The sequence below is a fragment of the Variovorax sp. GW460-12-1-14-LB1 genome, from assembly GCF_059423605.1.
This window is the reverse complement of sequence record NZ_JBWKYF010000158.1, coordinates 1-2272: the sequence shown is the minus strand read 5'-3', so window position 1 is coordinate 2272 and position 2272 is coordinate 1. Positions and strand designations below refer to the sequence as shown.

The window sequence follows — 2272 nt, the reverse complement described above, 5'->3', positions numbered from 1 at the left end:
GTCGAAGCCCTGGCGCAGCGCAAGGGCGTGTGCCAGGACTTCGCCCACATCCTCATCGCGTGCTTTCGCGCCATGGGCCTGCCGGCGCGCTACGTGAGCGGCTACCTGCTCACGCAGCCGCCACCGGGCCAGCCGCGCCTGGTGGGCGCCGACGCCTCGCATGCGTGGGTGTCGGTGTACCTGCCCGGCGAGGGCGAAGGTCCTGAGAGCGTGGGCGACTGGGCCGACTTCGACCCCACCAACGGCCGCCAGCCCGGCGAGGACTACGTCACGCTCGCCATCGGGCGCGACTACTCCGACGTCTCGCCGATGCGCGGCGTGCTGCATGGCGGCGCGCGCCACACGCTGCATGTGGGCGTGACCGTGCAACCCGTGGGGGAAGTGGTGCAGCTGCCGGCGTCGGCGGCGCAAACACAGACACAATCACCCCCGTCATCGTCATCATCATCCCCAGATCAGGAGTCTCCATGAGCGTTTACGACAAGCTTTCCAGCCTCGGCATTTCCCTGCCCCCGGTGTCCGCACCTGCCGCCGCCTACGTGCCCTTCGTGCAGACCGGCAACCTCGTGTTCCTGTCGGGCCACATCGCCAAGAAGGACGGCAAGGTCTGGGTCGGCCAGCTCGGCGCCAACATCGGCACCGACGAAGGCAAGCAGGCCGCGCGCGCCATCGCCATCGACCTGCTCGGCACGCTGCACGCGGCCGTGGGCGACCTCAACAAGGTCAAGCGCATCGTCAAGGTGATGAGCCTCGTGAACTCGGTCGGCACCTTCACCGAGCAGCACCTGGTGACCAACGGCGCCAGCGAGTTCTTCGCCGAAGTGTTCGGCCCCGAAAAGGGCGCGCATGCACGCAGCGCCTTCGGCGTGGCGCAGATCCCGATGGGTGCTTGCGTCGAGATCGAGCTAATCGCCGAGATCGGCTGATCTTCTTCAGGGCGGCACAGCCTCAATGGATGAGCCGCCCGCCGTTTCCGATCATTGAAAGCGTCACCGGATGCGGACGCACACCCGGATCGTCGCCACTCGACACCGGAATCCCCTCGATCTCCCGCCGCAGCATCAGCTTCATGGCGTCCTGCATCGAGCGGCGCGGTGAAGCGGCCAGCGCCGTGCGCGCCGCCTCCACCGTCACCATCGCCACCACGTACCCTTCCAGCGAAAAGTAGCTGAACTCGTCGCGACCCATGTGGCTGCGCATGTCCTGCTGGTAGCGCTGCACCAGCGGCGAGGTCGCCAGCCGCGGGTTGGGCATGACCTGCGAGATCACGGTACCGCGCGCCGCCGGCCCCACGCTCTTGGCGAGCACCTCGCCGTTGACGATCGAGAGCATGTACGGCGTCGGCCTCGCAACACCGCTCTCCGCCGCCAGCCCCGACAGCAGCTTCACCCCGCACGGCGTCACGCACAGCGCGAACAGCGCGTCGGGCTTGGCCGCACGCACGCTGGCGGCCAGCGCGGCGCCGTCCATCTGCGCCAGCGCCACGCCCTGCTGCCCCACGAGTTCGATGCCCGCACCGCGCAGCGCGATCTCGAGCGCCGCAAAGGCGTCGCGTCCCAGCCCGTCGTCCTGCCAGACCGCGAACACACGCCGCTGCCGCACCGACACGGCCTGCGCGACCAGCTGGCGCACCTCGTCGGCGTAGCTTGCGCGCAGGTGGTAGATGAGCGCGCGCTGCGCGCCGTGCAGCGCCGAGGCGCCGGTCATCGCGCCGATCAGCGGCGTGCCCGCCTCGCGCATCGTCGGGTAGGCCGCGTCGATGTGCGAGGTGCCGGCCGACAGGCCGAGCGCATCGACCTTGTCCTGCACCACGAGCTGGCGGATGTTCTGCGTGTGGCGCTCCACCGAGTAGCCGTCGTCCAGCGCGCGCCACACCAGCTTGTGGCGCCCCAGCAGGCCCTCGCGCTGCACGCGCGCCAGGTAGGCGTCGATGCCGTCCTTCACGTTGCGCCCGGCCTCGCCGAGGGGTCCGCTCAGCGGCAGCGACTGCCCCACCACGATCTCGTCGGCGCGGCCCGGCAGGCCCAGGAGCATGAGGAGCAGAGGCGCAAGCCAGCGGTAGACCATCGTCGTGTCGTCCTTGCCGGCGTCGCCGGCCGTGGGGCAGCCTGAAGCAGGCGGGCCCCGATCTTGGCGGCGCAGCGCATGCGGCGGCCATCGGACATTTCCGGCCGGCGCTACGGGGAACCCTGCTGCTCGCAAACCCTCGGGCACGGCCGTGCGGCACGGCCCGCGACCTATCATGCAGCGCGCCACCGCCCGCCCCCATGAC

At 70.2% G+C, this 2272-nt stretch carries 3 protein-coding genes; 2 read left to right on the top strand and 1 reads right to left on the bottom strand.

Translation table 11 applies throughout. The annotated features are described in order from the left end of the window. Both AC07Y4_RS32880 and AC07Y4_RS32875 read left to right on the top strand, forming a co-directional pair. Nucleotides 1-471 (top strand): transglutaminase-like domain-containing protein (locus AC07Y4_RS32880; protein WP_495275682.1); only part of this gene is annotated, 471 nt, incomplete at its 5' end. Then, nucleotides 468-926, top strand: coding sequence for a RidA family protein (locus AC07Y4_RS32875; protein WP_062476784.1), 459 nt, complete (start codon nt 468-470; stop codon nt 924-926). The genes AC07Y4_RS32880 and AC07Y4_RS32875, both read left to right, overlap by 4 nt. A 22-nt stretch (nt 927-948) precedes the next feature. On the opposite strand, the gene AC07Y4_RS32870 is transcribed toward AC07Y4_RS32875, so the two are convergent. Then, nucleotides 949-2067 carry an ABC transporter substrate-binding protein gene (locus AC07Y4_RS32870; RefSeq protein WP_487849163.1) on the bottom strand — a complete coding sequence of 373 codons (1119 nt, stop codon included), beginning with the start codon at nt 2065-2067 and terminating at the stop codon, nt 949-951. Between the last annotated feature and the right edge of the window lie 205 nt (nt 2068-2272).

What these genes read in the sequence shown, in the direction of transcription:
- AC07Y4_RS32875 (WP_062476784.1), top strand. Translation starts at nt 468, where the DNA reads ATGAGCGTTTACGACAAGCTTTCCAGCCTCGGCATTTCCCTGCCCCCG.
- AC07Y4_RS32870 (WP_487849163.1), bottom strand. Translation starts at nt 2,067, where the DNA reads ATGGTCTACCGCTGGCTTGCGCCTCTGCTCCTCATGCTCCTGGGCCTG.